Source organism: Rahnella aceris, assembly GCF_011684115.1.
Classification (GTDB): Bacteria; Pseudomonadota; Gammaproteobacteria; order Enterobacterales; family Enterobacteriaceae; genus Rahnella; species Rahnella aceris.
Window position 1 is genome coordinate 55,536 of sequence record NZ_JAADJV010000004.1, and the last position, 25,463, is coordinate 80,998.

Genomic DNA, 25,463 nt, shown 5'->3' on the forward strand with positions numbered 1-25,463 from the left:
TCCTTAAAGAAAGTGTTCCCTGAAAAGCGTCAATGCCAGCCAGACGCCAAGCAGCGTATCGGCACCCGACGTGTGCCCCAGCGCCAGAACCTGCTCTGCGCGCCGGGCACGAATCAGATGCAGCAATGGGGTGGAAAATTGTCTTCTCACCGCATGATGCAGATAGGCGCAACTGACCGATGACGTGAGCGTGCGCAGGTCCGGTGTATGATCAAAAAAGTCACCGACCGGCAACCCGTGCGCCGCACACACCAGCAACATGCCGGTCAGCGTGTCGTCGTGGCTCGGTGTCAGCCCCGCGCCTTTGCCCACTACGTTCTGCCAGTCAACGCGATGCCCCTGCAACTGCCGCAATAACTGATGCTGAATATGCGCCAGTTCTCCGCCGGGCGGTTCAAGGACAACCTGACGAAGCTCACCGAACAGCCCCGTAAGCTGCGGGCATCCGGTCAGAAAACCGTGCACATAGTCGTAAAGCTGCCGCGAGCCTTGTGTTACGTGCAAATCCAGTCTGCGCGCGGGCGGGTTTTCAGCACCCGCCCGCATCACATCGCCCAACGTCAGACGACTGAGTAGCCCTTCAAAATCCCGCGCCCGCAACAGCCATCCCATCGGGCTCAACCCTTTGCCGTATCGATGCAGCGTCAGCCATTCGCCCCGCTCATTGATCAGGTTGATGGCGCGGGAAAACAAACCAACGACCAGCCAGTCACCGGGACATACCGGTGCGTGAGCGCTGACCGCCAGCGGTGCGGGAATATTCATACCTGAGGATGCACCCCGAGATGTTCCGCCAGAGCCTCCAGCGCCTGTTCGAAGCAGGCCAGCGGCGCACGTACCGTGCCTGCACCAATCTGACCAATCCCCGGTTCGCGGTGAGCAATGCCGGTGTTAATCAGCGGCGTGATGCCGGTTTCCACCACACGCCGCACATCCAGCCCGAGGCAGGCGCCCTGAAAATCCCAGCCGGGAATTTGCAGCATCATGTTGCGTTCGAGGAAGATTTCCGCCATCTCTTCAGACACGGTGATGGCGGCGTCCATCCCGCCTGCGCCGACAAAACGGGTCACGCCCGGCGCGGCAATCATCGCTGCGCCGCCGACGCCAAAGGTTTCCGTGATCGCGCTGTCGCCCATGTCCGGGTTGGCGTCTTGCTGGCTGTAGCCGCTGAAGAACAACCCCTGCGGCATATTGACCGGTGCGGTAAACCAGCGGTCACCGAGGCCGCTGACGCGGATACCAAACTCTTTGCCGTTGCGGGTCATGGCGGTGACGATACTGCCTTTGCCGATGGCCGCACCGGCATCCATTGCCGCCTTGCAGTAAGCCATCGCCAGATTGAGGAAGAACTGATCGGTCGTACTCAGAAAATGCAAAACGTCAGTCAGCGTGGTTTTATCCAGATTGCCTGCCGCCAGTTGCGGTGCCAGCGAACGCATCAGTAACGCCGAAGTGGCGATATTGCGCTGATGGAATTCATCGCCCATCGTAATGCCCTGCGCCATCATCGCCGTTAAATCGATACCGCGCTCGAGACGATGCAACGCGCCACTCAGTGCCGGTGCCAGCACGTCGCGCATCCAGCGCAAACGCATCTGAACATCCGGGCCATAGGCACCGAAACGCATCACCTTGCCGATACCTTCGTTCATGTTGCAGAAAGCACGGTTGCCGTCAGTGAGATTGCCGATCACCAGCACCGGCATGTTCGCCGACGTGATACCGCCCATCGGCCCGACCGCACTGACGTGATGGCAAGGCACAAACCGGATTTCGCCACTATTCAGCAATTGCAACGCACGTTGTTCATCCTGCGCCCAGCCTTCAAACAGACAGGCGCCGATGCAGGCACCGCGCACCGGGCCGGTCATGTCTTCCCAGCAGACAGGCGGGCCTGCATGCAGCAGGGTTTTTCCCTGATTCAGCACCGGGATCACCTGACGGGCGGGCTGAACATCAAGCCAGTGCGGGCGCGCCTGACGAATGCGTTCGATAACGGCGGTATTGGCCTGTTCGAGGGTATTTTTCATAAGATGTCTCGTTATCCGAAGAGGGGAAACGGCTCAGCCCAGTTGTTTTAACAAGCTGGCCAGCCGGAGATTGCCACCCGCAACGGGCGACCATGGGTAGTGCACGACCGGCACCGAAGCCGATTGCAAATCCAGCGCAAAACTGCGCAGTCCGGCGTTGATCACCGCGACCTGCGACAACAGCGGGCAAGTTGATGCCGCAGGTGTCACGGCAGTTTGGGTACATAAGGTGTGTGCCAGCAGCGTGGCTTCCGGCAGGGTTTGCACCACCAAAATGCCCGCCTCGCGCAATAGGGCGATTTGCTGCGAACGGCACTGCGGATCCTGCTCACTGCCCGTCACCATGGCGATCACCACCAGCGGCGCATGTCGGGCGCGCTGCGTCATCAGTTGCCTGACAGCCGTTGCCACCGAACCGGCCGGATCGCGCTGCGCACCATAACCAATGACCACATCCAGCAGCAGCACGCCGGTTTCAGATTTACCGGCCAGCCCGAGAATCAGCTGTTCCCGCGAGGTCGGGTCAATCATCGGATGCGGTTTGCCAACGGTGTAGAAATCGTCGCCCAAATCAATGATGCGGTGTCCGTTGTGGTCAAGCATGGTGCCGTGCTCATGGACATGATCGGCTTCCACGTCCAGCAGACCGGCCAGCACCATTGCGGCCTCGGCGGCCAGCGTGCCACCGGTAAACAATCCGGCGATTTTTTTACCCGTGACATCAGGCTGCGATGCGGCAACCTGAACCACCCGCGCCAGCAGGCAGGCGATGCGTGCCGCTTCATCGAGGGTCGATGCCAGCCAGACATTACCGTCACGTGCCTGGCTGACCGGCGCACCGAGAAACAGCGCCACCACTGGCTTACGAATAGCTTTCATCGCTGCCATCACTTTCAGGCGAACGGCATCTGCCGGGGGTTTGGAGACAAAGGCCAGCACCTGACTTTGCGGATCCTCCGCCAGCATCTTCAGCGACGTCAGCGCACTGATGCCGCCGACCTGCGCGGAAAGATCGCGTCCTCCGAGGCCGATAGCCTGCGAAATGCCCTGTCCGTTCAGCGCAATTTGCGACGTCAGTTCCTGAATGCCGGTACCGGATGCGCCGGTCACGCCAATCACGCCTTGCGGCAACACATTGGCAAACGCCAGCGGTGCACCGGCAATAATGGCGGTGCCGCAATCCGGCCCCATCACCAGCAGCCCTTTCTCACAGGCTTTTTGTTTAAGCGCGATTTCGTCTTCCAGCGTGACGTTATCAGAGAAAATCATCACGTTGCGGCCACTGTCGAGCGCCTGATGCGCCAGCCCGGCGGCATACTCGCCCGCAATGGAAATCAGCATCAGATTAGCGTCAGGAAGGCGTTGTTCCGCGCTGGAAAAACGGCGCGCTACCGGCAGAGATCGCCCGCCGCGTTGCCCGGCTGACATGGCTTTTAAGGCGTCTTCAAGCTGTGCGGTAATCGCAGCAATAATGCCTGCTTCGCGACTTTCGCTACGCACCGCCACGCAGATATCATTCGGCGTCGCCTGTTCAAAACAGGCATGCCAGAAACCGGTGGCTTCTAATAACGCTTTATTGGCGGGTGTCCCCATCATCACCGATACATCGTCAACGTCCGGTGATTCACTGAGCTGGCGGGAAATAATCATCAGGCTGACGGAATCCTGAAAACTTCCTTTTTTAATACAGGCGTGGATCATCTGCTTCCCTTATATTTTCAGACGGTGAGACGCAGGCTACGCAGAAATAAAACCTCGCAAGGTGAACTGGCTCACACTTGATTTATTGTCAGATTTAATTAAATAACCACGCTGATTTACATGTGAAAAAATTAAATAATGAATAACTATTAAATAAAAAATTAATAAGAAAAAATGCGCATTAGCAAATTGATTTTCGCTATCCCTGATTAGTTATTCAGATCACATTCTCACGCGGGATATCCCGTATTTTCTTCGCTATTCAACGCCTCATTCGCTGCAAATAAGGAACGCCAGATGAAGGTCAGTCGCGAAGAATTACACCAGCTTATTGCCCGCAAACTCACCACCGCCGGTTTAACGCCGGAACATGCCGCCGTGGTGGCCGACGTGCTCTCTTATGCTGATGCCAGAGGCATCCATTCTCACGGCGCGGTGCGGGTTGAATATTATGCCGAACGTATTGCCAGAGGCGGCACCAACACCTCTCCGGCGTTGCAGTGGGAAGAAACCGGGCCATGCAGCGGCATTCTGCATGCCGATAACGGCCCCGGACACGTCGCAGCAAACCTGGCGATGGAACATGCCATCGACATGGCAAAAACCAAAGGCGTCGCCGTGGTGGGAATCCGACAGATGGGGCATTGCGGCGCGCTGTCTTATTTCGTTCACCGCGCGGCCAAAGCCGGTTTGATCGCGGTTTCCGTTTGCCAGTCTGACCCGATGGTGGTGCCGTTTGGTTCCGCCGACATCTATTACGGCACCAACCCGATTGCCTTTGCCGCACCCGGCGAAGGGGAGCAAATCATCACCTTTGACATGGCGACCACCGTGCAGGCGTGGGGGAAAATCCTTGATGCCCGGGCGCGCAATGAAAAAATCCCTGACACCTGGGCGGTAGATGGCGCAGGCAATCCCACCACCGATCCTTATGCCGTCGAAGCGCTTCTGCCGATGTCCGGCCCGAAAGGCTACGGTCTGATGATGATGGTCGATGTGTTGTCCGGTATTTTGCTCGGCCTGCCGTTCGGGCGCTCCGTCAGCTCGATGTATGAAGACCTCACCGCCGGTCGTGACCTCGGCCAGTTGCACATTGTGATTAATCCGGCGTTCTTTACCTCTTCTCAGATATTCAGAAAAAATATCAGCCAGATGCTGGCCGAATTAGTGGCACTTCGCCCGGCGCCGGGTTTTGAAAAAGTGCTGTATCCGGGTCAGAACCTGGATATTTATGAAGAGCATACGAAAGCCAATGGAATAGAACTGATAGATGATATTTATCGTTATTTAATTTCCGATGAGCTTTATACCCACACTTATCAAACACAATCTCCTTTCGCACATTAATTATTTATTTAAAGGTGAATATGCTATGTCGCCCTTTTATCAGCACGTAGAAAGTCAGCTCGACTGGTTATCGGTATTTGGCGCAGATCCGGCTGGCGGTATTTCCCGCCTGCTTTATTCCCCCGAATGGCTGGAAACGCAAAATCAGTTAAAACAGCGGATGACGCAGAATGGGTTTGCCACCCGTTTCGACGCCGTCGGCAATTTATATGGCCGCATCGAAGGCAGTGACCGCAAAGACGAGGTCATTCTCTCCGGCTCGCATATCGATACGGTGGTCAGCGGTGGCCATCTCGACGGACAGTTCGGTGTGCTCGCCGCCTTTATCGCCATGCGCTATCTGAAAGACACCTTTGGCACGCCGCGCCGCACGCTGGAAGTGGTGTCGCTGGCCGAAGAAGAAGGCAGCCGTTTTCCCTATGTTTTCTGGGGCAGTAAAAACATCGTCGGACAGGCCGATCCTGCCGATGTGCGCAACATCACCGATGCGCAGGGCGTGAAATTTACCGATGCGATGCAGCAATGCGGTTTCACGCTGCCCGGTTCTCCGTTGCCCGCCCGCCGCGACATCAAAGCCTTTGTCGAACTGCATATCGAGCAGGGCAGCGTGCTCGAACGCAATCAGCAGCAACTTGGCGTGGTGCATGCGATTGTCGGTCAGCGCCGCTATACCGTGACCCTGACCGGCACCGCCAATCACGCGGGCACTACGCCGATGAGTTACCGCAAAGATACCCTTCAGGCATTCAGTCAGATTTGCGTGACGGCTACCGAAAGCGCCGAAGCGCACGGCGATCCGCTGGTGCTGACCTTCGGCAAAGTGGTGCCGGTGCCGGGTACCGTTAATGTCGTGCCGGGTAAAACCGTGTTCAGCATTGATTGCCGCCACACCGATCAGCAGGCGCTGCTGGCGTTTACCACAGAACTGGACGCCACCATGCGGCGGATTTGCCAGGAACGCGGCATCGGCATCGACATTGATTTATGGATGGATGAAGCGCCGGTGCCCATGGACAAACAACTGGTGGCGCAACTCGACGCCCTGTGCCGTGAACAAAACAGCCGTTACCGCGTGATGCACAGCGGCGCCGGGCACGACGCGCAGATTTTCGCCGCCTGCGTACCGACCTGCCTGCTGTTCGTTCCCAGCATTGCGGGTATCAGCCACAACCCGGCAGAAAACACCGCTGTTGCCGATCTGGCCGCGGGCGTGGAAATGCTGGCGAAAATGCTGCATCAACTGGCTTATTAATCTGTCTTAAAGGGAGTTTACAATGGGTTATATCAACCAAAACACAGGCTATATCAATGATTTACTTTCTAACCGTTCCATCATCAAACGCGGGAATTATGCGCTGATTGAACCCGACGGTCTGGTCAAAAATACCCTGCCCGGTTTTGAGCGCTGTGAAATCACCATTCTGGCGACGCCGAAACTGGGCGCGACCTTTGTGGATTATCTGGTCAACATGCTGGAAGGGGGGAAAAACCTGGCGGGCTTCGGCGGCGACGCGCATATCGAAACCTTCGTCTACGTGATCGACGGTAACATCACTGCGAATGCCGAAGGTCAGGATTACCGGCTGGAAAGCGGTGGATATCTTTACTGCCCGCCGGGCGTGAGCATGACGCTGGTGAATGCCAACGGCGGCCAGAACAGCCGCTTATTCCTCTATAAAAAACGCTATACGCCAGTCAGTGGTTTCCAGCCGCATGTGGTGAGCAACAACGTGCATCAGCTGGAAAAAATCCACTACGAAGGCATGTCGGATGTGATTGTGCAGGATTTACTCCCTGCGGTTCTGGGGTTCGATATGAACATTCATATTCTGACGTTTGCGCCAGGTGCCTGCCACGGCTATGTGGAGACGCACGTGCAGGAGCACGGCGCGCTGATCCTCAGCGGTGAAGGCATGTATAACCTGGATAACCACTGGATCCCGGTGAAGAAAAACGACTATATCTTTATGGGTGCGTACTGCCCGCAGGCCTGTTATGCCGTGGGGCGCGATGAGCCGCTGAGCTATATCTATTCGAAAGACTGTAACCGCGACGTCGAACTTTAACGGTTCGTGAATGTAATAAGAAAACCGCCATCGCTGGCGGTTTTTGTGTTTTGAGAAACCGATAACGTCAGGAAGAGGCCTTCATGCCCAGCCGGTAAACTCGGGCAAGATTTTGCGCAGCATAACGCAGGTTTTCCTCCCCCTGCTCCAGCACCGTTTCCAGTGGCGCGAGGCGTGGGAGAATACTGAATACGGCTTCCAGCCCGTGCTGATGCACGACTTCCACTCCTTCGCCCAGAATGCCCGCCAGCCCGATCACCGGCACATGGTAGCGTTGTGCCAGCCGCGCCACACCGACCGGTGCTTTGCCGTTAATGGTCTGCTGATCCAGCCGCCCTTCGCCGGTGATCACCAGCGTAGCACCTTGCATCGCCTCATCCAGCCCGATGGCATCCATAATAATGTCGATACCGGAACGCATGTTGCCACGCAGGAACAACCGAGCCGCCACACCCATTCCGCCCGCTGCGCCACCGCCTGGCCACTCAAGCACGTTAACCCCGAGATGGCGGAAAATAACCGCCGCCAGATGGGCCAGCGCCGCGTCCAGAACCTGAACATCTTGCACCGATGCGCCTTTTTGCGGGCCGAATACTGCCGCCGCACCGCACGGACCGGTCAGCGGATTTTCCACATCGCACGCCACTTCAATCCGGCACTGCGCTAAACGCGGATCCAACTGACTCAGATCAATAGCCGCCAGTTGCGCCAGCGCGGCGCCGCCCCACGGCAGATCAATGCCCTGCGCATCGGTAAAACGGCCGCCGAGCGCCTGTACCATGCCAATGCCGCCATCAACGGTCGCGCTGCCACCAATGCCTAAAATGATATGGCGGATACCGCCGTCCAGTGCATGACGGATTAACTCACCGGTGCCGAAACTGGTGGCCGCGAGCGGGTCACGCTGTCCGGCGGGCACCAGCATCAGACCGCTGGCGGCGGCCATTTCAATCACCGCACAATCACCTTTGCCGTTCACGCCGTAAAAACCACGCACGCGATGTCCCTGCGGGTCTGTCACTTCAATATCAATGCGATGCCCGCCGGTCGCGGCAATCAGCGCATCCACCGTGCCTTCGCCGCCGTCAGCAACCGGCAGACGGACAGCCTCGAGTTCCGGGAACACAGCGCGAAACCCGTCTTCAATCGCCATCGCCGCACATTCCGCACTTAAACTTTCCTTGAATGAATCGGGCGCAATAATAATTTTCATCTTCAATCCTTCGGTAATGGGGACTCAGTGAACCCGGTCCCAGGGCAATAAATTTTCCAGCACAATCGCCAGCATCACGCCGGTCAGCAAACCATTACTCAGCAGCGGACGCAGCCACAGCGGCACCTGCTGCACATATCCGGCAGGCAGCCCCATCAGGAAAATCCCGGCAAACAGCGGGATCGCCAGACGGTAAACATTGCGGCTGCTGAGCCTGATGTGGGGCAGAAATGACAGCGACGAACTGAGCAGAGGCAGATAAGACACCAGCAACACGGCGCTGCTGATGCTCAACGGGATGCGGGCGAAAAACGCCGTCAGCGGCGTAAACAGACCAATGGCAACCACCACCAGCGCGCCGAGAATAAACGGTGCTTTGCGGTTGTCATTGGTTTGCGTCAGCAGGCCAATCGATGAGACAAACGGCGAAAAAGGCACGATGCCCAGAACAGCCGATCCCAGGGTAAACAGACCGGAAACCACAAAACTGCGGCGATATTGCGGGGTCTGCTGCGGGTAAAAAATCTGGGTGCCGCGCAGCGCGCCAAAAGTATTCGAAATATTCAGCAGCCCGGTCATTGTGGCGGTCAGGATAATGCCACCGCGTAATTCCTGCGGCGCGCCCAGCGGAAACCACTGCCAGTCTGTGCCGGTGCCCGGGCTGACGGCCTGCGGGAAAATGATCCGATATGCCGCCCAACCGAGCAACGTACCAGCCAGCAGGCCATATTTATTCCACGGTGACGGCAGCCAGACCACAATACCGACCACCAGCGCCGCCACGGCGAGCGCCAGCAGGAACGCCGGAAAATCAATAGCCACCGGCCCCTGCGGCACGCCAAAAGGGAGTCCCAGCATGCCTTTAATAAACAGCGACAGCAGTTGGGCACCGAGTAAAAACATAAACACCATCATCACCGCCGGACGAAACAACACGGCGATACGATGACCAAGCCCGCTCAGGCCAATCAGCACGGTGATCACGCCGGAAAGTGCGATACCCACAGCCAGACTGCCGCCGATCACCGGCAGCGGCGTCCCTTGCGCGGCTTCCGCCAGCGTCACGGTGAGGATCACGCCCCACCACAATCCGGTCGGCCCTTCCATAATGGCGCGGCCGTGGCCGAGCGCCGCCTGCGCCAGGCACGCCAGCCCGGTGGCGATAAAAGAGTATTGCATCAGGCACAGCGTGGTCGCATCGGAAAGCTGAAACGCAGACTGTAATGTCGGCGGGATAACCACCGTGTTGCAGAAAATGAAGAAGAACCACTGGATACCCGGCAGGATTTGCGCTCTGGGAAATAACATCATGACAATCTGGCTGACCTCAAAAAGAAAAAGCCCGCCGTTTACACAGCGGGCAGATGCAGAGATTACTGCTGGTGTTTCAGTACGAATTTACCGATGCACTTATCCTGGAAACCATCTTTGATGTCATAGATGGTTTCGCCGCGCAGAATAGTTTTCACGACCTGCGCATTGATGGTGCGGCCAACATACGGACTGACTTTATGGCGATATTCCAGATCTGACGCTTTCAGCACATAGCTGCTGTTCGGTTTGATGAACACGAAATCGGCATCTTTGCCGATGGAGATACGGCCTTTATGCTTCAGCCCGAAGATATCCGCCGCGTTGGAAGACATCAGCTTTGAGAACATCGGCAACGACATACCGCGTTTCTGCACGGCTTCGTCGAACATCACATCGACGCAGTTTTGCAGTCCGGCGATACCGCCCCACGCCTGCATGACGTTGCCGGCTTTCATATCCGGCGGGCACGGTGAATGGTCGGAGACCAGGCAGTCAAAGTCACCTTTCAGCAGGTGTTCCCACATGCCGTCCTGATTTTTCTTGTCGCGGATAGGTGGCGAACATTTTGCCAGCGAGCCGATCTCTTCAAACTGTGCGGTATCCAGTACGAAGTAATGCGGGCACGATTCACAGGTCACGCGCTGGCCTTCGTGACGTGCGCGCAGCACTTCCGCCAGACCTTCCGGGCTGGAGATATGGCAGACGTGCAAACGGCAGTCCGCTACTTTCGCCAGATACAACACGCGGCGAATGGCTTCCACTTCAGTGAAGACCGGGCGTGAGGCAACATAATCATGTGCCGTCACCCGTCCGGCGTCTTTGGCTTCGCGGCCCAGTTCGTCGCAGATCAGCGCGTTTTCCGCATGAACCGCCACTAACTGATCGCGTTTTGCCAGAATTTGCAGGCCTTTGAAATATTCCCAGTCATTCACGTCACGGAAATCGTTACTGACGCTGCGGTCGCCGCAGGTAGCGACGAAACATTTGTAGGCCACCACGCCTTCTTCATCCAGCTCATGCAAACGGTCAAGGTTGTAAGACACCAGCCCGCCAAACTGCGCGGCATCGATGGTCAGCTTGCCTTCGGCAGCATCGAATTTCATGTGCAGGGACGCGCGATCCACCGTGGCCGGTAACTGGTTAAGCGGCATTTCGATCATGGTGGTGATCCCGCCTTTGGCCGCCGCCCGGGTACCGGTGGCGTAGCCTTCCCAGTGACTGCGGCCCGGTTCTGAAATGTGCGTATGGGCATCCACCATTCCCGGCGCAACGATCAACCCTTCCGCGCTGAGTATTTTTTCTGCACCAGTCAGGTCATCGCCGATGGCGACAATTTTGCCATTCTTCACCGCGATATCCGTAATCACGGCTTCACTTTCCAGAACAACAGTGCCTTTTTTAATGATCAGATCATATGACATGGTTATATTTCCTTATGAAAGTACAGAGATAAGATTTTATTATTGGATTTATTATTCGTTTATTTCATGCCGGTTTACCGGCTCACACATTTTGCGGCTGAAGTGACGGTTCCCTTTTCATAAAAACGGAATACAAAACGAAAGCCACAATGACGCCCACAAACCAGGAAACCCGCGATAAAGGTTCCAGTACAGGAATAAACTTTCCGCCCAGTGAAAGGACGACGGCAATTAATGTCACTGCGAATGCCACGGTATTAAATCCGCGATCGTAATAGTGATAATTCCCCGGTGCGGTATACAGCGTATCCAGATCCAGCTCACTGCGTACCACAATAAAATAGTGCGCCATCATCACGCCAATGACCGGCCCTAACATCCCGCCGATAATATCGAGGAACAGATAAATACTTTCCTGATTCTCCATCAGTTTCCACGGGCAAATCACCACGCTTATCAGGCTGGCAATCAGCACACCTTTTTTATAGGTCAGCTTTTTCGGTGCGATAGCGGCAATCTGGAAACCGGCGGGGATAATGTTACCGGTGGCGTTGGTCGAAATGGTGGTCATCAGGATCACTAACACAGCAAACACCGAGGCGAACAGGCTGTCCCATTTCTGTACGATATCCAGCACGTTCCAGGTATCAACGCCGTAGTGAATGCTTGCCCCAGCCAGAATACAGACGCTGGCAACGGCAAACAGCACGTACGCCACGATAAGACCCAGCGTTTGTCCCCACGCCTGCTGTTTAAAGCTGCTGGCATTCTGGGTAAAGTCCGAAGCACTCACCGCCGGTGCCGCCCACACCGCGACCACGGCATTGATCACCACCAGAAACAGGAACAGCGGATTACCCGATTGCTCGGCATTGGCGGGCACATAGTTAAGGATATTTTCCAGCCCGGCCAGCGAGATAGCCCAGACCGCCATGCCGCCGAAAACAACATAAATGCACGGATTAAGGATGGCGGTGAATTTATTCAGCACCCCGCCGCCGCCAAAACCGATCATCACGTTGATTGCCCAGAAAATCATAAAGGCGATCAGCCCCGGCATGGAAATACCCAGCAGATTGAAATCACCGCCGAGGGTCAGGAACTCCGGCCAGATTTTGCCAATCAGGATCAGGAAGGCCAGTGAACCGGCATAGCATTGCAAACCGAACCACATAATCGCCGCGATACAGCCTCTGAGAATGCCGGGAAATAATGCGCCGCGGATACCGTAAGAACCGCGCAGGATCATCGCAAAAGGTACGCCGTATTTCGAACCTGCCGCCCCGTTTAATACCATCACCGCCGCAATAAACAGCGCGCTGATAATAATCGCCATCATCACGCTAAACGTAGACAACCCGAGAATAAGAAATCCGCCGACTGCAATATAATTCGGCACGTTGTGTACCGAACCCATCCACAGCGTAAAATAATTAAATCCTTTCCAGTTTCTTTTTTCTTTTAATTTTGGCAGAAGATCGTTGCTGTATCCTCTTTCACGATAACGTTCTTGCTGAGTGCATTCTGATTCATTCATCCTTAATTCCTCATAATACGTTAGGGACGTGCTTGTGGATTAAAAAAGGCTGACATTGATGCCAGCCTTACTTAATTAACCGATTTTGTGATTCGACATCATTTCCAGCGACTGAATTAATGACGAATGATCTAACTGCGATCCGCCGTTTGCTGCACAGACATTGAATAACTCCTGACAGGTCGCCGTATTAGGCAGGCTGATTGATAAGGCTTTGGCACTTTGCAGCGCCAGGTTGAGATCTTTCTGGTGCAGCGCGACTTTAAAGCCCGGCGCAAAAGTACGCTTGATCATGCGCTCACCGTGCACTTCCAGAATGCGCGATGAGGCGAATCCGCCCATCAAAGCCTGACGAACACGGGCAGGATCGGCACCGGCGCGGGAAGCAAACAGCAGCGCTTCCGAGACAGCTTCAATATTCAGCGCCACAATGATCTGGTTCGCCACTTTGCAGGTTTGCCCGGCTCCGCAATCGCCCACCAGCGTGATGTTTTTACCCATCAGCTCAAACAGCGGTTTGATATCGTTGAATACGGATTCCTTACCGCCCACCATGATGGTCAGCGTGCCCTGCTGCGCGCCAATTTCACCGCCGGAAACCGGCGCATCCAGATATTCCCCCCCCAGTTGCTGCACACGCTGCGCAAACGTTTTGGTTTCAATCGGTGAGATGGAACTCATATCGACAATGGTTTTGCCTTTCAGCGGCACGCTGGCGCAGCCATTGTCACCAAACAGCACCGTTGCCACGTCTGGCGTATCCGGCACCATGATAATAATGACGTCGGCGTGAACGGTGACTTCTGCCGGTGTCGCACAGGCTTTGGCACCGGCATCGGTCAGTGAAGCAGGCACGTTGCCGAGTGTGGAGAAATGCAGACTGTGCCCGGCATCCACCAGATGTTGCGCCATCGGTGCGCCCATAATTCCTAAGCCGATAAATCCAATTTTCATGCTAATTCCCTTTCAATGTGACTGAAATTTGGCGTACAGAAATCCCTCACCGCGAGGGTGAATAATGTCTGTTTCTCGCGTTTTATAACGATTAGCGGTAGGCGTTAAGCCAGCCTAATCCTTCTTCCGTGCGCGCCCGTGGCTTATATTCACAACCGACCCAGCCGTCGTAATCCGAGTTTTTAATCAGGTTGAAAATAAAGTCGTAATTAATTTCACCGGTACCCGGTTCATTACGGTTCGGGTTATCCGCCACCTGCAAATGACCGATTTTGTCCGCATGGCGGATCAGGGTATTCGCCAGTTCCCCTTCCATCCGCTGCATATGGTAAATGTCGTACTGGATAAACAGGTTGTCACAGCCGACGCGTTCAATAAGATCCAGCGCCTGTTGCGTACCGGTCAGATAAAATCCCGGCATATCAAAGTGATTGATCGGCTCAATCAGCAGCATCAGCCCCTCTTTCGCCAGCGCCTGTGCGGCATAGCGCAGATTTTCCACCACCAAAGGCGTCACGCTGACGGCATCAGAACCCGCCGGAGTTTTGCCAATCAGACAGTTAATTTTGCGGTTGCCGAGTGCTTTGGCGTAAGCGATGGCCTGTGCTACGCCTTCGCGAAACTCCGCTTCACGCCCCGGCAGGCAGGCAATACCGCGCTCGCCCGCCGCCCAGTCGCCCGCGGGCAGATTGTGCAGCGTATGTTGCAGCTTATTTTGCGTCAGCAACGCCTTCAGGGTGTCAGCCGGATAGTCGTAAGGGAACATAAACTCCACCGCCGTAAACCCGCTGTCCGCCGCCGCTTTAAAGCGCTGAAGGAAATCTACCTCCAGAAACAGCATGGATAAATTCGCAGAGAACTTGAGCATTTTCAGCCTCCTGGCTTATTCATATTTCATGAAGCTGACGTGCGTCGGTGCGTCATCCGCATTATCGGCAACCGGCTCAAACTCATTCACGCTGTCAATTTCGCCGCCCATGGAAATATTGGTGACGCGTTCCAGCATGATTTCCACCACCACCGGCACCTGATGTTTTTTCATCAGACGTTTAGCTTCTGTAAACGCCGGGGCGATATCTTCCGGCTTGAAGACGCGTATCGCTTTACATCCCAACCCTTCCACCACTTTCACGTGATCGACGCCGTAACCTTTCACGTCTTCAGAGTTGATATTTTCGAACGCCAGTTGTACGCAGTAATCCATATCAAAGGCGCGCTGCGACTGGCGGATCAGGCCGAGATAAGCGTTGTTCACCAGGACGTGGATGTAAGGAATGTTGAATTGCGCACCGACCGCCAGCTCTTCGATCATGAACTGGAAATCGTAATCGCCTGAAATCCCGACCACCTGACGTTCCGGCGCAGCAATGCAGACGCCGAGTGCCGCAGGAATGGTCCAGCCCAGCGGGCCCGCCTGGCCGCAGTTGATCCAGTGGCGCGGCTCAAACACGTGCAGCATCTGCGCCGCCGCAATTTGCGACAGGCCGATGGTGGTCACGTAATTCACGTTGCGGCCAAAGGCTTTGCTCATTTCTTCATAGACGCGTTGCGGTTTGACCGGCACATCGTTGAAGTGGGTTTTGCGCAGCATGGTGCGTTTGCGTTCTTCACATTCCTGGATCCAGCTTTCGCGACATGGCAGTTTGCCGGCTTTTCTCTGCTCTTCTGCTACTTCGATCAGCAGTTTCAGGGCTTCACCGGCGTCAGACACAATGCCTAAATCAGGACAAAGTACGCGGCCGATTTGTGTCGGTTCGATATCAACGTGGATGATTTTGCGGCCTGCGGTGTATTTCTCTACCGAGCCGGTATGACGGTTGGCAAAACGGTTACCGATGCCAAATACCAGATCCGACGCCAGCAGTGAGGCGTTACCGTAGCGGTGCGCGGTCTGCAATCCGACCATGCCAGCCATCAGGCGGTGATCGTCCGGGATCACGCCCCAGCCCATCAGCGTCGGGATCACCGGCACTTGGGTTATTTCAGCAAAGCGCTGCAACAGCGCGGCGGCATCAGCGTTAATCACACCGCCACCGGCCACAATCAGCGGACGCTCACAGGCGTTGAGCATTTCCATCGCTTTGACGGCCTGAGCGACGGTGGCGGCAGGCTTGTAAGCGGGCAGCGATTCATAAGTTTCCGGATCGAATTCGATTTCGGCGGTCTGCACGTCATACGGCAGATCGACCAGTACCGGACCGGGGCGACCGGAACGCATCAGATGGAACGCCTGTTGCAGGACACGCGGCACCAGCGCAGGTTCCAGCACGGTCACCGCCATTTTGCTCACTGGCCCGGCAATCGCCTGAATATCCACCGCCTGAAAATCCTCTTTATGCAGACGGGCGCGCGGTGCCTGACCGGTAATGCACAGGATCGGAATGGAATCCGCCGAGGCGGAATACAGCGCGGTGATCATGTCGGTACCCGCCGGGCCAGACGTCCCCAGGCAAACGCCGATGTTCCCGGCTTTCGCACGGGTATAACCTTCGGCCATATGCGATGCACCTTCCACATGACGGGCTAACACATGACGGATTTTTCCATGCAGGCGCATGGCGTTATAAAACGGGTTAATCGCTGCGCCCGGTACACCAAACGCGGTGGTGATCCCTTCTTTTTCCAACACATACATTGCTGCCTGTGCAGCTGTCATACGAGCCATAGCTAAATCCTCAGGTAATTCCGCTTTGCATAAAATAACGGAAAAAGTTTCCAACTTTAATTTGACTGAAAAAAATCCCGCTCACGACAGAGCGGGGATCGCAGGACGAACCGGTTAGTGGCGCTGACCCAGGGCCAGACTGATGTCACGCGCGGTATCCCGCACCAGTTCGCCTAAATCGGTAAAACGCTCCGTCGTTAAGCGGGAGCTGGGGCCGGAGATCGAAATCGCCGCCACCGCATTGTTATTGCTGTCAAAAATCGCCGAGGCCAGACAGTTCAGCCCTGTCACATGCTCTTCGCTGTCCTGTGCAAACCCCTGCTGACGCGCGTGTTGCAGATCCTTTTTCAACGCATTCAGATTATCCAGCGTGTGCGTCGTAAAGTTCTTCAACCCCGCCTGCATCATCAGGCTCATCAGCGCCTCGTCATCCAGCGAATACAGCAACGCTTTCCCGGCACCGGAGGCATGCAGTGGCAGACGGCTGCCAAGCGGCGCGCACATCCGCACCATCGACTGGCATTCCCGCTGGCCGATCAGTACCGCTTCGAAACCGTTGCGGATCGCCAGATTGGCCGTTTCGCCCGACAACAACATCAGGCGCTGCATATAAGGCGCGGCGACTGACAATACATCCCGGTTATGGATATAAGACGATCCGACCGTAAACGCCTGTAAGCCAATGTGCCACCAGCTCAGTTGCGCATCCTGATAAACAAAATCGGCCTCTTCCAGCACTTTCAGCAGTCGAAAGGTGGTGGAAAGGGGCAGCGACAAATTCTCTGCAATGTTGCTGACAGAAGAACTGCCGCCGGACTGCGCCAGATAATTCAACACCGCAATGCCGCGTTCTAAGGCCTGAGCGCCCTTTTGCGAACCAGAACCAGGCTGGCTAGGACGCCCCCGTTTTTTTACTTCGGCCATCTCACATTTCTCCAGCATCAGGCGCTGAGCGCCCGCGTTTCGCTTGTTTTCAGATGCTTGTATCTTATGCAAGATGCTTTATAGCGTCACGACTTTAATCCCGCCGCAACGGGTAAAATAAGCTGATAGCCCTGAGGTAACTGACTGATATCACAGTTGTCTGCGCCGCCACGATCGACGGTGAGAAAATTCGTCACCGTCTCAAACGCAAACAGCGGATGGTGCCAGACATTCCGGTGATAATTCACGCCCTGCAGGCCGTTGGTGATAAAGGCTTTCAGCGTGGAGATGTCCGGCGTCTCGCCCCCTGCCGCAACAATCACGATAAAGCGCTCGCCCTGCATCGGCACAAACGCCTGTGAACCGAGCGGGTGTTTTTCGAGTTGCGTCACCACAATGGGCAACGGTGCTGGCTGGGCGCGGTTGATGCTCACCAGCGGGCGATCCTGCCCGAGGATCTCCACGTTGGTCAGATCGTGGTACCGCTCAACCTTGCCGTCGTTGATATGAAAAAAATCGCGACCTGTCGTCTCAATCACATCGCCGTAAGCCGCGAAGGCCGCCTGGGTCAGCGGGTAAACCGGAAGTTCCATGGCATTCATCCCTGCATTTAAAATAAAACCGGTGAGATAAGCCCGCCAGATTGGCGGATTTATCCTCAATGCAATTACTGTAGAAACTTTTTCCAACTTGCTCAATCGAAATATGGAAAAAGATTCCATAAAATTGATGAAGTCCACAATTCTCATCAGGTTAAATCTATAAAATCTTTTTCATTCAATGCATTAACATTACTTCAGGTGACCTATGCTGGATGAGGAGTCGATTAAAACCTTTATGCACGTCGCACAAACAGGCAGCTTTTCCCGCGCGGCAGAGATGCTGCATAAAACGCCTGCGACCATCAGCTATCGAATTAAGATGCTGGAAGACAGTGCCGGGACGTTATTGCTCAACCGCACGACCCGCACGGTGTCGCTGACGCCCGCCGGACAGCATCTGCTTGAACGATGTCGCCAGTGGCTAACCTGGCTGGAGGGTGTACCGGCAGAACTGCAGCAGATTAACGACGGCATTGAGCGCCAGCTGAATGTGGTGGTGAACAATCTGATGTACTGCCCTGAAACTCTGGCGGCGTTATTAAGCTGTCTGACGCAGCGCTACCCGTTCACGCAGTTCACTTTCACACGGCAGATTTACATGGGGGTATGGGATACGCTGCTGTACGAAGATTTTCAGCTGGCGATTGGCGTCACCGGCACCGAATCTCTTTCTAACGCCGTGAATCTGCTGCCGCTGGGTGAAGTGGACTGGGTTTTTGTTCATGCGCCCTTTCATCCGCTGCAGCACATCACTGGCATGCTGGAAGAAGCGGTGTTGCGTCAGTACATTGCCATCAATGTGGAAGACACCTCGCGCCATCTGAACAAGCGGGTAGCCTGGTTGCTGACCGGGCAACGGCAGATCATCGTGGCAGATGTGGCGACTAAACTGGCCTGTCACCTGAAGGGAATGGGTATCGGTTTTCTGCCGCGCCATCTGTGCCAGCCATATCTCGACAGCGGCGAGCTGATCGCCCGGCAAATCCGCTATCCGCGCGCCCCTTCCCCGCTCAGTCTGGCGTGGAAAAAGGAGTACACAGGCAAGGCGCTGCATGACATTGTTTCTCTGTTCCACCAGAAAGACCCGCTGATCCAACCGTTGCTGGCGGGTTTAGAATAGTGATGCCCTCTTTGGCTTCGCGAATAAATATGGTAACAATAGGCTTAATTATGCGCAGCCTTGACGCCAGATCTTCGACCACAGAAAAGACCGCGTCTCGCCTGCCTGCATCACCTTTATGGAGAACAGCGCATTATGTCAGCCAAACATCCTGTTATTGCCGTGACCGGTTCGAGCGGTGCAGGCACCACGACCACCAGCGTGGCATTTCGTAAAATATTTCAGCAGCTTAGTTTGCGTGCGGCGGAACTGGAAGGCGACAGTTTTCATCATTTCACCCGTCCTGAAATGGATGCGGCAATACGCAAGGCGCGCGATCTGGGACGTCATATCAGCTACTTCGGGCCGGAAGCCAATGACTTTGGTTTGCTGGAAAAAAGCTTTATCGAATACGGTAAAACAGGCACTGGCCGTTCACGTAAGTATCTGCATACTTATGACGAAGCCGTTCCCTACAATCAGGTGCCGGGTACCTTTACGCCGTGGCAGGCGTTGCCGGAACCGACGGATATTTTGTTTTACGAAGGGTTACACGGTGGTGTGGTGGCGGACAAAATTGACGTTGCCGCGCAGGTCGACCTGCTGGTCGGCGTAGTGCCTATCGTCAACCTCGAATGGATCCAGAAACTGGTGCGCGATACCGGCGAGCGCGGGCATTCCCGTGAAGCGGTGATGGATTCCGTCGTGCGTTCGATGGATGACTATATCAATTACATTACGCCGCAGTTTTCCCGCACACACATCAATTTCCAGCGGGTACCCACCATCGACACCTCGAACCCGTTTGCCGCCAAAGCCATTCCGTCACTGGATGAAAGCTTTGTGGTGATTCATTTTCAGGGACTGGATGACATCGATTTCCCGTATCTGCTGGCCATGCTGCAAGGGTCGTTTATCTCGCACATCAAAACACTGGTGGTGCCGGGCGGCAAAATGGGGCTGGCGATGGAGCTGATCATGGCGCCGCTGGTGCAGCGCCTGATGGAAGGCAAGAAGATCGAGTAAACTTTATTCGGCTGCAATCACTTCAAAGCTGTGGGTGATTGTGGCCGCTTTCCCCAGCATCAGAGACACAGAACAGTATTTTTCGGCAGACAGGCTGACTGCGCGTTCAACAATCTTATCGGTCAGATCCTTACCGGTGACGATAAAATGCAGATTGATGTGAGTGAACAGACGCGGCGCTTCTTCGCGGCGTTGTGAGGTCAGCTTCACTTCACAATCACGCACGTCATTACGACCTTTTTGCAAAATTGACACCACGTCGATTGCACTACACCCCCCTGCGGACATCAGTAACATTTCCATCGGGCTTGGGGCTTTATCACCCGCGTTTCCATCCATTGAAATCTGATGACCCGATGCAGACTCACCTAAAAATGTCAGTCCTTCAACCCATTTGACACGTGCATGCATGAACTATTCTCCCGGTGAATAAACTTGTCGAAATCTGCTCTCAGAGTACCCTTTCACCTAAAATCTGGCAACGTAACCCGATCGCCATCATGCTGAAGCGAGACAACAGAAGACAGCATCTCAAACCTGTGCTACAAACAAAGCCGAAACATACTTTCCAGTAAATTGCGGTGACGGTTTTTGCGGTTTAAGTACAGAACCCACGGTGATGACAGCAATAAACAGGCTGTTGCACTCCGACATCCGCTTGCAGCATTTCTGGAGAGTTATATGCTGAAAGGGCGCTTTGGATTTGAAGTGCCGTACAGGGAACTCTGAGCCCTGTGATTTTGGGCAGCGATAACAACAGAGGATAATAGCAAATGGTTCTCGGCAAGCCACAAACAGACCCGACTCTTGAATGGTTCCTGTCTCACTGTCATATACATAAGTATCCTTCTAAAAGTACGCTGATTCACCAGGGTGAAAAAGCCGAAACGCTTTACTACATCGTGAAAGGGTCAGTTGCTGTCCTGATTAAAGATGAAGAAGGCAAGGAAATGATACTGTCCTACCTTAACCAAGGTGACTTCATCGGTGAGCTGGGACTCTTCGAAGAAGGTCAGGAACGCAGTGCCTGGGTACGTGCTAAAACTGCCTGTGAAGTGGCTGAAATTTCATATAAAAAATTCCGCCAGCTGATTCAGGTTAACCCGGATATTCTGATGCGTCTCTCCGCGCAGATGGCCAACCGTCTGCAAGTGACGTCAGAGAAAGTCGGCAACCTTGCCTTCCTTGACGTTACCGGTCGTATCGCTCAAACCTTGCTCAATCTGGCTAAACAGCCTGATGCAATGACCCATCCGGACGGGATGCAAATCAAGATTACCCGCCAGGAAATTGGCCAAATCGTCGGTTGTTCACGTGAAACAGTCGGACGCATTCTCAAAATGCTGGAAGATCAAAGCCTGATCTCCGCACACGGTAAAACGATTGTCGTTTACGGCACACGTTAATCCCTCAAAAATTGGCGCGGCAAAACACTGTCGCGCCTTTTTTATGGGCTAAGCTTTACCCATGACGCTATGGCGAAGACTGTTTTACCATCCTGAAGTGAACTACGCGCTGCGCCAGACGCTGGTGTTGTGCTTGCCTGTTGGCATTTGCTGGCTGTTTGGCAATTTGCAAATGGGCCTGCTGTTTTCCCTCTGCCCGGCCTGTTGTAACATCGCCGGTCTGGATACCCCGCATAAACGCTTTTTCAAACGCCTGCTCGTCGGCGGTTCACTCTTTGCCGTGAGCAGCCTTCTGCTGCAACTGATGCTCGAAAGCTGGCATATACCGCTGCCGCTGATCATGCTGTCGCTGGCGTTACTGCTGGGCGTCACCGGTGAAATCAGCCCGCTGCATGCGCGCCTGCTGCCCGGTGCGCTGGTGGCGACTATCTTCACGCTGAGTATGGTGGGCGTGCGCCCGATGTGGCAGGCCCCGGTGTTGTTCGCCGCTGGCACAGCCTGGTACGGATTGTTTAACTGGGCGTGGTTTCGTATTTCGGAAGAACAGCCGATGCGCGAAACGCTCAGCCAGCTCTATCTGCAACTCGCGGATTATTTCGAAGCCAAGTACAGCCTGCTGACGCAACATACCGATCCCGAAACTGCGTTACCCCCACTGCTAACCCGCCAGCAGCAGGTTATCGACCTGATTGCCCTGCTTTATCAGCAATTACACATGTTGCCCCAGCACGGACATCATCATCACCATAAGCGGCTATTTCAGCGTTTTCAGGTGGCGCTCGATTTGCAGGAGCACATTACAGTGAGCCTGCATCAGCCGGAAGAAGTGCAGAAACTGGTGGAGGAAAGCCATGCCGAAGCGGTTATCCGCCGAAATGCGCAGGTGATTTCCACCCGTCTTCGGGTGATTGCCGACGATATTCTTTATCATCGTTTATCCGGGCGCTTTACGATGGCCAATGAGCTGACCGCGCTGGAGAAAATCGCCGCGCGCAACCCGGACAATCCGGTAGGTCAGTTTTGTTATTACCATTTCAGCCGCATTGCCCGTCTGTTACGCACACAGCGGCCGTTGTACAAACGTGACCTGATGAACACCCAGCCGCGTTTGCCCTTCTGGCCCGCGCTGAAAAGCTATCTTTCCTTCAAATCCGTGGCACTGCGTAATGCCGCACGTTTGGGCATTATTCTGGCGATTGGCAGCAGTCTGGGTCTGTTCTTCAATTTGCCCAAACCCTACTGGATCTTGCTGACTATCATGTTGGTCAGCCAGAACGGTTATAACGCCACGCGGGTGAGGATCCAGCACCGTGCACTCGGTACGCTGGCCGGATTGCTGATTGCCTCAGGCTTGCTCAAACTGGAACTGCCGGAAGGCACCACGCTGCTGTGCATGCTGCTGATCACCCTGTTGTCCTATACCGTTCTGCGCAAAAACTACGGACTGGCGATGGTCGGCATGACGGTGACTGCAGTGTATACCCTGCAATTGCTGGCGATGAACGGCGTGCATTTTCTGGTACCACGACTGGTCGATACCCTGATCGGCTGCGCGCTGGCCTTTGGTGGCACTATCTGGTTGTGGCCGCAATGGCAAAGCGGTTTGCTGCGCCAGAATGCACACCAGGCGCTGGAAATCTATCAGGACGCTATCCGCCTGCTGCTCGAGGAAAGCCCCGACACCGCCAAACTGGCGTACACCCGTATGCAGGTCAATCAGGCGCACAATAAGCTGTTCACTTCGCTAAATCAGGCGATGCAGGAGCCGGGTTTTAACTCACATTATCTGGCGGATATGCGTTTGTGGGTGACGCACAGTCAGTTTGTGGTTGAGCATATCAACGCGATGACGATCCTCGCCCGCGAGCATTACATGCTGCCGGAAAAACTGGCGACGGAGTATTTACAGACCTGCGAAATCGCGCTGCAAAGCTGTCAGCAACGACTGCTCTACGACGGGCCGGGCAGCGAGAACAACCTGTTTAATGCGCCGGAACTTCACCCGGATATGCCACTGACCGAAATGGAACGCCATCTGCGGCGCGTAATTTCACATCTCAGCGTGATGCATACCATCTCGTCACTGGCGTGGAAGCAGAGGCCGCATCATGGGATCTGGCTGACGCGGCGGGCGTGAAGGGGGAGACCCCTTTCAAATCCCCTTTTTACTGGCTTGCAGTCAGACTGCTTTTTAAAGCTAATCGGAGAATATTTCGGTTTCTCAAGTGCGGGGACCGCGCACTGACGGCTTAAAATGGATTGAGAAAGTTTCGGTTTCTCAATTGCCGAGCTCGCTTAACTCACCGCGCCGAAACCGACCAAAGGAGGAAAGTGCTTTTCCTCCTTTGGATTCCTCCTCGCTTTTTCAACACGCGCTCCGCTTGCTGGCTATGTTTCAGCAACCGCGGTGACAGGCTTGAAATCTTGCCGCGTTGCGGTTCCCTCTCTCGGTCCTGAAGCCCTGGGTCTTCAGGCCGCTCCGTTCGGCAAGATTTCTGAATCGCCCGCAGGATCTCAAATTCAACGGCAGATTGTCTTTTATCTTTTAAATAAGTTGATTGGCGTGCTCAAAATTCAGCTGAACGGAGCGGCTTCGAGACCTTTGGCTCGAAGACCGAGAGAAGGCAGTGCGAAGCACCTGGATTTGCGCCACTCACTCATACACCAGAACATGTCCGTCGTGCCTGCGGCAGCGCGCAGTAAAAAAGCGAGGGGAGTGCAGAGGGAAAAAGCACTTTTCCCTCTTGGTCGGTTTCGGCGCGAGAGGCCATGTGATAAATGTTAGTGAGAAACCGAAATTGTCTCGATCAAGCGTTTCAAGACGGGGGCGTGGGGATCACCCCCCGCAAACTTTCCCCACGGCTTTCTCAAACCTTTCCATCCCTTCTTCAATATCCGCGAAGTCGATAACAAGCGATGGCGCAAACCGCATCACGTTTGGTCCGGCGACCAGCATCATCAATCCGAATTCTGCTGCAGCGGCATGGAATTCTCCGGCGCGGTTTTTATACGCATCAGAAAGCTCGGCGCCGATCAGCAAACCCTGGCCGCGGAACTCGCTGAAGATGTGATATTTCTGGTTGATGGCCTCCAGCGCGCTGATGAATTTCTCGCGACGCTCGTTGATCCCGGCCAGCACGTCTGGCGTATTGATGATATCCAGCGCGGCTTCGGCGACGGCGCAGGCCAGCGGGTTACCGCCGTAGGTGGTGCCGTGTTTGCCCGGTTCCATCACCGAGGCCACGTCTTCGGTTGCCAGCATGGCGGAAACCGGGAAACCGCCGCCGAGCGCTTTGGCAGTGGTCAGGATGTCCGGCGTCACGCCGTAATGCATGTAGCTGAACAACTTGCCGCTGCGCCCCATGCCGCTTTGTACTTCATCCAGCACCAGCAGCGCCTGATGTTTGTCACAAAGCTCACGCAGACCTTGCAGAAACGCTTTGGTCGCAGGTGTGACACCGCCCTCCCCTTGCACAGGCTCGACAACAATGGCGCAGGTGTGGTCGTCGATCACCGCTTTTACGGCATCCAGATCATTGAACGGCACGTGCACAATATCAGCGGGTTTCGGGCCGAAGCCGTCGGAGTATTTCGGCTGGCCACCCACGGAAACCGTGAACAGCGTGCGACCGTGGAAGGCATTATGGAAAGCGATGATCTTACTTTTGTACGGGCTGTGACGGTGCGAGGCGTAATAGCGCGCCAGTTTAAAGGCCGCTTCGTTGGCTTCAGCGCCGGAGTTGGCGAAGAATACGCGGTCGGCAAAGGTGGCGTCGATCAGCTTCTGCGCCAGTCGAAGGGCGGGTTCATTGGTAAATACGTTACTGACATGCCACAGGGTTTCGCCCTGCTCGTGCAATGCTTTCACCAGTGCCGGATGGCAATGTCCAAGCGCCGTCACAGCGATACCCCCGGCGAAATCAACGTACTCGTTCCCTTGCTGATCCCACACGCGACTGCCTTTACCTTTCACGGGAATGAATTTCGCAGGTGAATAAACCGGCAAAATAACTTTATCGAATGTGCCCCGATCTACCGATGATTTTTCCGCCATTACCCTTCTCCCTCACGACCATTGATATGAAAATATAATCACAAAATATGCATAAAAAATCACATACAGGCAAACAGAAATCGCATCTGATGGGTAAGTAATTT

General features: G+C 54.9%; 21 protein-coding genes. 7 read left to right on the top strand and 14 right to left on the bottom strand.

What is annotated here, in order from left to right:
- Positions 1–3 precede the first annotated feature (3 nt).
- The 3 genes from GW591_RS18530 to fdrA are packed head-to-tail and all read right to left on the bottom strand — an operon-like array spanning position 4 to position 3,731.
- The gene (locus tag GW591_RS18530; protein ID WP_013573652.1) at positions 4–765 is read right to left on the bottom strand and encodes a DUF2877 domain-containing protein; all 762 of its coding nucleotides are present in this window, start codon (positions 763–765) and stop codon (positions 4–6) included.
- Positions 762–2,030, bottom strand: a complete 1,269-nt coding sequence (locus GW591_RS18535) for a YlbE family protein (protein WP_013573651.1) — start codon at positions 2,028–2,030, stop codon at positions 762–764. Before GW591_RS18535 ends, GW591_RS18530 begins: the two co-directional genes overlap by 4 nt.
- Before the next feature lie 33 nt (positions 2,031–2,063).
- A complete protein-coding gene (fdrA, locus tag GW591_RS18540) occupies positions 2,064–3,731 on the bottom strand; it encodes an acyl-CoA synthetase FdrA (RefSeq protein WP_119261132.1) in 1,668 nt (555 codons plus the stop codon).
- Positions 3,732–4,028: 297 nt separating this feature from the next.
- Here fdrA and allD point away from each other — a divergent pair, with 297 nt between their 5' ends.
- From allD to allE, 3 genes are read left to right on the top strand one after another with little or no spacing between them, the layout of a single operon-like run.
- Positions 4,029–5,078: an ureidoglycolate dehydrogenase gene (gene allD / locus GW591_RS18545; RefSeq protein ID WP_013573649.1), complete on the top strand. Its 1,050-nt coding sequence runs from the start codon at positions 4,029–4,031 to the stop codon at positions 5,076–5,078.
- Positions 5,079–5,103: 25 nt separating this feature from the next.
- The gene (gene allC / locus GW591_RS18550) at positions 5,104–6,330 is read left to right on the top strand and encodes an allantoate deiminase (protein ID WP_013573648.1); all 1,227 of its coding nucleotides are present in this window, start codon (positions 5,104–5,106) and stop codon (positions 6,328–6,330) included.
- Positions 6,331–6,352: 22 nt separating this feature from the next.
- Positions 6,353–7,144 (top strand): (S)-ureidoglycine aminohydrolase, encoded by a 792-nt coding sequence (allE, locus tag GW591_RS18555; protein WP_013573647.1) that lies wholly within the window; start codon positions 6,353–6,355, stop codon positions 7,142–7,144.
- Positions 7,145–7,211: 67 nt separating this feature from the next.
- Here the strand turns inward: allE and GW591_RS18560 are convergent, their stop codons facing one another.
- The 9 genes from GW591_RS18560 to GW591_RS18600 all read right to left on the bottom strand — a co-directional run bounded on the left by GW591_RS18560 (position 7,212) and on the right by GW591_RS18600 (position 17,765).
- Positions 7,212–8,357 carry a glycerate kinase gene (locus GW591_RS18560; RefSeq protein ID WP_013573646.1) on the bottom strand — a complete coding sequence of 382 codons (1,146 nt, stop codon included), beginning with the start codon at positions 8,355–8,357 and terminating at the stop codon, positions 7,212–7,214.
- A gap of 24 nt (positions 8,358–8,381) precedes the next feature.
- On the bottom strand, positions 8,382–9,668 hold the full coding sequence (locus tag GW591_RS18565; RefSeq protein ID WP_013573645.1) for a uracil/xanthine transporter: 1,287 nt from the start codon (positions 9,666–9,668) through the stop codon (positions 8,382–8,384).
- Positions 9,669–9,730: 62 nt separating this feature from the next.
- The gene (gene allB / locus GW591_RS18570; protein ID WP_013573644.1) at positions 9,731–11,092 is read right to left on the bottom strand and encodes an allantoinase AllB; all 1,362 of its coding nucleotides are present in this window, start codon (positions 11,090–11,092) and stop codon (positions 9,731–9,733) included.
- Between the two features lie 82 nt (positions 11,093–11,174).
- Complete coding sequence (locus GW591_RS18575) at positions 11,175–12,629, bottom strand: allantoin transporter (protein ID WP_014411521.1); 1,455 nt, start codon at positions 12,627–12,629, stop codon at positions 11,175–11,177.
- 75 nt (positions 12,630–12,704) lie between these two features.
- Positions 12,705–13,583 carry a 2-hydroxy-3-oxopropionate reductase gene (gene glxR / locus GW591_RS18580; protein WP_013573642.1) on the bottom strand — a complete coding sequence of 293 codons (879 nt, stop codon included), beginning with the start codon at positions 13,581–13,583 and terminating at the stop codon, positions 12,705–12,707.
- A 91-nt stretch (positions 13,584–13,674) separates the two neighbouring features.
- Positions 13,675–14,451 (bottom strand): hydroxypyruvate isomerase, encoded by a 777-nt coding sequence (gene hyi, locus GW591_RS18585; protein WP_119261127.1) that lies wholly within the window; start codon positions 14,449–14,451, stop codon positions 13,675–13,677.
- 15 nt (positions 14,452–14,466) lie between these two features.
- Positions 14,467–16,248 (bottom strand): glyoxylate carboligase, encoded by a 1,782-nt coding sequence (gcl, locus tag GW591_RS18590; RefSeq protein ID WP_013573640.1) that lies wholly within the window; start codon positions 16,246–16,248, stop codon positions 14,467–14,469.
- A 114-nt stretch (positions 16,249–16,362) separates the two neighbouring features.
- Positions 16,363–17,172 carry an HTH-type transcriptional repressor AllR gene (gene allR, locus GW591_RS18595; protein WP_013573639.1) on the bottom strand — a complete coding sequence of 270 codons (810 nt, stop codon included), beginning with the start codon at positions 17,170–17,172 and terminating at the stop codon, positions 16,363–16,365.
- 86 nt (positions 17,173–17,258) lie between these two features.
- Entirely contained in the window at positions 17,259–17,765 is a 507-nt protein-coding gene (locus GW591_RS18600) for an ureidoglycolate lyase (protein ID WP_037033635.1), read from the bottom strand.
- Positions 17,766–17,979: 214 nt separating this feature from the next.
- Between GW591_RS18600 and allS the strand changes: the two genes are divergently transcribed.
- The gene (gene allS, locus GW591_RS18605) at positions 17,980–18,894 is read left to right on the top strand and encodes an HTH-type transcriptional activator AllS (protein ID WP_013573637.1); all 915 of its coding nucleotides are present in this window, start codon (positions 17,980–17,982) and stop codon (positions 18,892–18,894) included.
- A gap of 135 nt (positions 18,895–19,029) precedes the next feature.
- On the top strand, positions 19,030–19,899 hold the full coding sequence (locus GW591_RS18610; protein ID WP_121019988.1) for a phosphoribulokinase: 870 nt from the start codon (positions 19,030–19,032) through the stop codon (positions 19,897–19,899).
- A gap of 3 nt (positions 19,900–19,902) precedes the next feature.
- Here GW591_RS18610 and GW591_RS18615 read toward each other — a convergent pair whose 3' ends face one another.
- Entirely contained in the window at positions 19,903–20,310 is a 408-nt protein-coding gene (locus tag GW591_RS18615; protein ID WP_013573635.1) for an OsmC family protein, read from the bottom strand.
- Between the two features lie 362 nt (positions 20,311–20,672).
- Between GW591_RS18615 and crp the strand changes: the two genes are divergently transcribed.
- Positions 20,673–21,305 carry a cAMP-activated global transcriptional regulator CRP gene (gene crp, locus GW591_RS18620; RefSeq protein ID WP_013573634.1) on the top strand — a complete coding sequence of 211 codons (633 nt, stop codon included), beginning with the start codon at positions 20,673–20,675 and terminating at the stop codon, positions 21,303–21,305.
- Between the two features lie 61 nt (positions 21,306–21,366).
- Positions 21,367–23,442: a YccS/YhfK family putative transporter gene (locus GW591_RS18625; RefSeq protein ID WP_013573633.1), complete on the top strand. Its 2,076-nt coding sequence runs from the start codon at positions 21,367–21,369 to the stop codon at positions 23,440–23,442.
- 699 nt (positions 23,443–24,141) lie between these two features.
- Here the strand turns inward: GW591_RS18625 and argD are convergent.
- A complete protein-coding gene (gene argD, locus GW591_RS18630) occupies positions 24,142–25,359 on the bottom strand; it encodes a bifunctional acetylornithine/succinyldiaminopimelate transaminase (protein ID WP_013573632.1) in 1,218 nt (405 codons plus the stop codon).
- Positions 25,360–25,463 lie beyond the last annotated feature (104 nt).